6 protein-coding genes are annotated in these 7181 nt (G+C 40.8%); 5 read left to right on the forward strand and 1 reads right to left on the reverse strand.

Translation table 11 applies throughout. From position 1 onward, the window contains the following. The first annotated feature begins 189 nt into the window (after positions 1-189). From speA to H5163_RS18375, 3 genes are all read left to right on the forward strand, one after another. Complete coding sequence (speA, locus tag H5163_RS18365; protein WP_182719102.1) at positions 190-2067, forward strand: biosynthetic arginine decarboxylase; 1878 nt, start codon at positions 190-192, stop codon at positions 2065-2067. A gap of 64 nt (positions 2068-2131) precedes the next feature. Next, entirely contained in the window at positions 2132-3013 is an 882-nt protein-coding gene (locus H5163_RS18370; protein ID WP_145241986.1) for an acyltransferase, read from the forward strand. Positions 3014-3153: 140 nt separating this feature from the next. Next, positions 3154-4413: a mechanosensitive ion channel family protein gene (locus H5163_RS18375; RefSeq protein ID WP_145241985.1), complete on the forward strand. Its 1260-nt coding sequence runs from the start codon at positions 3154-3156 to the stop codon at positions 4411-4413. On the opposite strand, the gene chrA is transcribed toward H5163_RS18375, so the two are convergent. Continuing rightward, entirely contained in the window at positions 4376-5524 is a 1149-nt protein-coding gene (gene chrA, locus H5163_RS18380; protein WP_149983071.1) for a chromate efflux transporter, read from the reverse strand. The two genes, H5163_RS18375 and chrA, sit on opposite strands and share 38 nt — an antisense overlap. Positions 5525-5646: 122 nt before the next feature. Here chrA and H5163_RS18385 point away from each other — a divergent pair, with 122 nt between their 5' ends. Beyond that, on the forward strand, positions 5647-6327 hold the full coding sequence (locus H5163_RS18385) for an ABC transporter substrate-binding protein (protein WP_259399835.1): 681 nt from the start codon (positions 5647-5649) through the stop codon (positions 6325-6327). Positions 6328-6509: 182 nt separating this feature from the next. Beyond that, complete coding sequence (locus tag H5163_RS18390) at positions 6510-7142, forward strand: OmpA family protein (protein WP_149983073.1); 633 nt, start codon at positions 6510-6512, stop codon at positions 7140-7142. Positions 7143-7181: the final 39 nt, after the last annotated feature.

Here is a 7181-nt window from a genome sequence, read left to right on the forward strand (position 1 = left end):
TTTTGAGTTGAGTATGAAAAAGGGGCAATTCTGCCAGTGCTTGGCGTTTTGCTCAATGAAATTTTATCAGTATAGCGAATATATTTTATCTTAGCTTTGGCTTAAAGGTCATTTTTTGTTAGCGTAGAGGGTTATGACGTACTAAAATGCGTGATTCCGCGAAACTTGTTAACTATAGAAGAATTTGCCATGACTTGGGGTTTAGATACAGCACGCTCTACATATAACGTTGCTCATTGGAGCGATGGTTACTTTGATATTAATAGCCAAGGTGAGCTGGTTGCTTTCCCAGATGGCGATCAAACGAAAGCCGCTATTTCATTAACCGAGTTAACGGAACAATTTAAAAAGCAGGGTTTAACGTTACCAGTATTAGTACGCTTTACCGATATCTTGCAAAATCGTGTAGATACTATGACCAGCGCATTTAGTAGCGCGCGCAATGCCCGTGCCTACCAAGGTCAATATACTTGTGTATATCCGATCAAAGTAAATCAGCAGCGTTCAGTAGTAAGTAAGTTATTGGCGCACCCAAGTGGCTTAGTCGGTTTAGAAGCCGGTTCAAAACCTGAGTTAATGGCGATTTTAGGTGTGGCAAAACAACCGATCACTATTGTTTGTAATGGATACAAAGACAGTGAGTTTTTACGTTTAGCATGTATTGGCCAAGCGATGGGCCATAAAGTTAAAATCGTAGTTGAAAAGCTATCTGAGTTAACAACGTTATTAGCCGAGATTGAAGAGCTAGGCATCGAGCCTGCCATTGGTATTCGCATCCGTTTAAACTCAGTGGGTAAAGGGAAGTGGCAAAATACCGGTGGCGAAAAAGGTAAATTTGGCTTAACAGCTGGGCAAGTATTAACGGCCGTCGAAGTACTCAAAAAACACAATAAGTTGCATTTAATGCAAATGGTACATTTTCATATAGGCTCACAAATTGCCAATATTCGCGATATTCATCGTGCTTTACGTGAATGTTCACGCCACTTTGCAGAATTAAGCCAGCTAGGTGTGCCATTAAATACCGTTGATGTAGGTGGTGGTTTAGGCGTTGATTACGAAGGTTCTGGCTCGCGCAGTGCCTGTTCCATGAACTACACAGTCGAAGAATATGCTCGTAATGTGGTGAATGCGTTTGCTGAAGTGTGCGAACAGCATGACTTAGCGCATCCGGCTATTATTACTGAATCAGGCCGTGCGTTAACTGCTCACCACGCAGTGCTGATCACTGATGTGATTGATGTTGAGCAAGCACCAAATCACAGCAACCCTAGTGCACCTGAGCCAAATAGTGCGTTAGTGTTAGATGAAATGTGGCAATGTTTACAGCGTTTAAACCCGCGTATGGCATTAGAAATTTACCATGATGCAATGCACTTATTTAGTGAAGCGCACGACCAATACGTACATGGTTTAGTAAGTATGTTGGAGTGGGCGAAAATAGAGCAGCTGTATTTTACTATTTTGCATCGCGTGCGAGCGTCATTAAGCAATGCGCGTGCTCACCGTGAAGTACTGGATGATTTAAACGAAAAATTAGCCGACAAATTATTTGTGAATTTTTCATTGTTTCAGTCATTGCCTGATGTCTGGGGGATCCAGCAATTATTCCCGGTAATGCCGATTGAAAACCTTGATAAGCCGTTAACGCAACGCGCTATCATTCAAGATATTACCTGTGACTCAGATGGGCAAATTCGTGAATATGTTGAGGGAGCAGGGATCGAAACAAGCTTACCTATTCCACAATATGTACCTGGGCAACAATACCACATTGCGATGTTTATGGTGGGAGCTTACCAGGAGATTTTAGGTGATCTACATAACTTATTTGGTGATACTGATTCAGTCCATGTAGAGCTCACCGAACAAGGTTATCAACTAACCAATGCGATCAAGGGTGATAGCGTTAAGGATGTATTAAAGTTTGTTGATTATGATAGCGATATTTTCTCGGATAACTTTGCTACCACAGTACAGCAACTCGACATTAGTGACTCTATTAAGCAGCAGTATTTAGCTGAGCTAAATGCGGGCCTTGAAGGGTATACATATTTTGAAGATTAATTGCGATACTCTTGTATTGCATTCTAAATTGCCGAACAGTTTTAATGAAAGGAATTAAGTAGTAATGTCTTGGATCCGTTGTGTTTTTAGTATTTTCTTTTACACCATAAATACACTAATTTGGTTTGTTCCCATTTTTATTTGTGGCCTAATTAAACTTATCCCTATCAAACCCTTACAAAAGTTAATGAGTTGGACAGCTAAGCAATGCGCCTCTATTTGGGTTACGTTTAATACGTTAAATCAAAAGTTATTAACACCAACCAAGCTAAGTGTTACCGGCCTTGAAGAGCTCAAACTAAAAGACTGGTACTTAGTGATTGCCAATCATCAGAGCTGGGTGGACATTTTAGTTTTACAGCGTGTGTTTAATCGTAAAATTCCATTTTTAAACTTCTTTTTGAAAAAAGAATTGATATACGTTCCTGTTTTGGGGCTATGTTGGTGGGCGCTCGACTTCCCTTTTATGACTCGTACCAGCAAAAGCCAATTAAAAAAGAATCCTAAATTACGTGGTAAAGATTTAGAAACAACCCGTAAAGCCTGTGAAAAGTTCAAAGAAATGCCGGTGAGTGTGGTTAACTTCGTTGAAGGTACTCGCTTTACAGCGCAAAAACATTCGCGCCAAAATAGCCCGTTTCCTCATTTACTCAAACCTAAAGCGGGTGGGGTGGCGTTTGTGATGCAAGCTATGGGTGAGCAAATCTCTAAAGTGGTAAATGTCACTATTCAGTATCCTGAGGGCATTCCTACGTTTATGGATTTTGCCAGTGGACGAGTAAAACAAATTAATATTTATGTAGAAGTGATGCCGGTAAGCCAAGAGTTGATAGGTGATTACACGGGAGATTCAGAATTTAGAGTACGTTTTCAATCAGAATTAAATCGCTTATGGCAAGAGAAAGAACAACAGCTTAGCGAGTTTGAGCAAAAACTTAAGTCATAGTCGCAAATGCTAATAGGTAACGGCCCAAATCAGTACTGTTAAGCTTGTATTGGTTTTGGGTTTGTTACAGTGTTAAGCAACAATCAATATAGCTAAAATGACTGTTATTGAGCCTCCCGCAGCAAGGAATTAGAATTATCATGACGACTCCAACTCATTTACAGCAATTTGTGCAGCCTTGGTTTCAGGGTATGCCTGACACAGTATTATTCAGTTCTCTTACAGCCACTGCAATTGGAGTGTTCTCGCTGTTAGTGGTGTATTTATTTACCCGCCGTTTAATGCTACCAGGTATTCAAAAGGTGGTGACTAAACTTTCTCCTGAGCGAATTGGGCTATTGGCGCCTATGCTGACAAAACTTAATCGTCGTTTTGCCGGGATGTTGTGCTGTGTATTATTCTTAGCAACATTTGATAGTGTTTATCCAGTTACTGAATTTGCTGCTGAAGTGCTGAAGACGATTGGCCAAACTTTATTAATTATTCATGTTGGCTTTATCATCAGCAGCATAGTAAGTATTGCAGGTGGCATTTATAACCAACTAGAGTTTGCTCGCGAAGTGCCGATTCAAGGGCTGATCCAAGTAGTAAAACTTATTACCTTTATGATTTGTGTGATTTTGATTGTCAGTATCGTACTGGAAAAATCGCCAACCTATATTCTTTCAGGCTTCGGGGCAATTGCTGCGGTGACCTTGTTAGTATTCAAAGACACTATATTAGGTTTTGTAGCCAGCATTCAAATTGCAGCAAATCGTTTAGTAACCTATGGTGATTGGATCCAAGTAGATAACTATGGTGCTGACGGCGAAGTAATTGACCTTGGGTTAAATACCGTAAAAGTACGAAACTGGGATAACACTATCACCACTATCCCCACTTATATGCTGGTGGCCGGCTCATTTAAAAACTGGCGTGGTATGCAAGAATCTGGAGGTCGTCGGATCAAGCGCTCACTCAATATAGATATGAATAGCATTCGTTTAGCTGATGACGAGCTGACTAAAACGATTTCTCAAACTATCGCGTTAAAAGAATATATTAAGATGAATACCTTACCTGATCCGGTATCAAATTTAGGGTTATTTCGTCGTTATGCTGAAGGATATTTAAAGCAGCACAGTAAAATAAACACGTCACTGACATTAATGGTGCGGGAGTTACAACCGTTAAATCATGGCTTACCGATAGAGTTTTATTGTTTTAGTGAAGATAAGCGCTGGATATCGTACGAGCATCTGCAAGCAGAGATCATGGATCATCTACTTGCGGTATTACCTATTTTTGACCTACGCGCTTATCAAAGTGTCTCGGGGCAATTTAGTCCTGCAGCAATCACCCCAACCGCTATTAAACCTACCATTAAAGTGGCAAATAATACTGAAGTAGGCCAAGGCTAACAAATACGATTAATAGCCACCAAATAGGTGGCTTTGCTAACCTTAGCCATGCAAAAGCTGCAACAACAATCACAATATGCCAAATGTTGTGAACTGCGGATGTCCAAATTGGTGAATACAATGCAGCCGCTAAAAAACCCACCACAGCGGCATTAAGCGCGGCAATACAGCTGGCAAAGCGGGGGCGTTCAGATAATTGCAGCCAGCTTTTTTGAAATGCTAACATTAATAAAAAACCAGGAGTAAAAATCAGTAAGGTTGCAATCACCGCACCAACAAGCGGCTGCTCGCTATTAAGCTCTGCGCCTAAATAACTAGCAATGGTGAACATTGGCCCAGGCACCGCTTGTGCGCTGGCGTAAGCTGATAAAAATTGCTCAGTGTTTAAACTTGGTAAGCCAGCTTGAAGTATCGGCAATACCACATGACCGCCGCCAAAAACCATAGCCCCAGCTTGATAAAAGGGTGCAAAATCTGCAAATTGAGAACCTAGTGGGACAAAGCTCACTAGCAATAATAGTGCAAATAGAATGAGTGCAGGCCAGTTAACTGTGCGCTGCTTAGTTGCTGTTTGATTACTTTGAGCTAGATTAAGCAATGGCCATATTGCGCCAATAGCAGCGGCTGCTAATAGAACCAATATTTGACTGCTCAGGCTCGGTAATAAGATCAGCACTAAGGTACTTAACATAGCAAGCGCTTTGAGTACCCAGCTAGTACAAAAGCTTTTTGCCATACTCAGCGTAGCATCGGCCACAATTACTACGGCAAATAGTTTTAAACCGGCAACTATTGCAAAGTAAATAGCATCAAATTGGTGGGCGCTAATCGCTAATAAAGCCATGATCAAAAAGGAAGGTAAGGTAAAGCCAACAAAAGCAGCAATACCGCCTAATACGCCTGCTCGCTCCACACCAATAGCAAAACCCACTTGGCTAGACCCAGGTCCAGGCAGAGCCTGACTAAGACTGATTAGTTGTGCATAACGTTGAGCATTGAGCCATTGCAAGTTATCAACAAAATGACGTTTAAAATAACCTAAATGTGCAGCTGGCCCGCCAAAGCTCATGCAACCAAGTAAAAAAAACTGCTTAAAAATAGCTAGTAACATGAATTCTCTCGTTTCTTATTGCCGTAACAGCTTAGTATGACAAAATTTCGTGACAATTTTATGGTTTTTAATCTTTGTGCCTGTCTACAATGTAAAAAAGGCTTTGTTAAAGTTAAGTAGTTATGCGATTTATTGTTTATATTTTTATAATTTTTGCCTTTATAAACTATGCCTATGCTGCAAATGAACCTAATGCGGCTGTGCAAAAAATATCGTTAATGCACCACCCGTATAGCCAAATTAATCAAAATGGTGAAGTATCAGGCGCGATTGTTGATATTTTTCGAGAGATGAAAAAGCAACTTCCTTTTAAGTTAGAGCTGGTTGGTTGCCCATTTTCACGCTGTGTAAGAATGTTAGAGCAAGGCGAAGTTAATGCGATGGGAGGTTTGATCCTCACACCTATGCGTCAGCAAGTAATGCAATTTGTAACCCCACCTTATATGGTTTTAACCTCGTCATTTGTATTTTATGCACGCGAAGATAGCCAATTACAAATCAACAACTATGACGATTTATATGGTAAAAAAATTGCGATTATGCGAGGTGCCGTACATTTTAAACGTTTTGATGAAGACGATGAACTGACTAAAATAGCTGTTTTAACAGAAAGCACAGCTATTAACCTATTATTGAAAGGGCGTGCAGATTTAGTTATTGCCGTTGAAGATACCGCGGATCATGCTATGAGTGTGCTGAATCAGCCAGCCAATAAACTGGTTAAAATGCAGTATCGTTTTAATGATACAATCTATGGTTATCTCGCTTTAAGTAAACAGTTTTCAGTAACCCCATTAGCGTAGCGGGTTGATGCGCTAATGAAAACAATGGCTGCCACTGGTCAGCTAAATACATTAATTGCTCCCTATGAACTTCCTCCTCTTAACGAGCAAGCGCTGAGCTTTTAACATCTTCTTCATATTTCGTTCATTACAATGTTTGCATACTAGCTGTTAATGAAAGAATTAATAACCAAGGAAATACCATGACTTTAACCAAACCATTACTAACAGCGACTATTGTTGGATTATTATTAACGGGTTGTGAGACCACCAACACAGGAATGGGAGCTGGTATTGGTGCAGCTACAGGCGCAGTACTTGGTAAGGCAACCGGAGATCATGATGATAAACGTATCTTCATTGGTGCCGCTATTGGCGCGCTAGCCGGCGCTGCGGTTGGTGACTATATGGATAAACAAGAAGCGGCTTTTCGTGATGAGTTAGCCGGCTCCGGTGTTGAAGTTGTGCGTGAAGGCGATAACTTACGTTTAGTGATGCCAGCTAATATAACTTTTGCCACCGATCAATCGTATATTTCATCTGGCTTTCATAACACCCTTGATGCTATTGCTAAAGTGATGAATAAGTACGAAAAAACTTATTTAAGTATTGAAGGCCATACCGATAGCACAGGTAAAGATAGCTACAACATGACGTTATCGCAACAGCGTGCGCAGAGTGTGAAAGGTTACTTAGTGAATCAGCAAATTCTAGCTGGGCGTATTAGTACACGTGGTTACGGCGAAACTCGCCCAATTGCCAGCAATGACAGTGCCAACGGCCGCGCGCAAAACCGCCGCGTGGAAGTTCAAATTGTACCAAATACTAAAGGTTAATGTTTTATCTCAATCATTTGCTACCTAAGCAAATGATTG

The organism is Pseudoalteromonas sp. SG44-8, from assembly GCF_014164125.1.
GTDB lineage: Bacteria > Pseudomonadota > Gammaproteobacteria > Enterobacterales > Alteromonadaceae > Pseudoalteromonas > Pseudoalteromonas rhizosphaerae.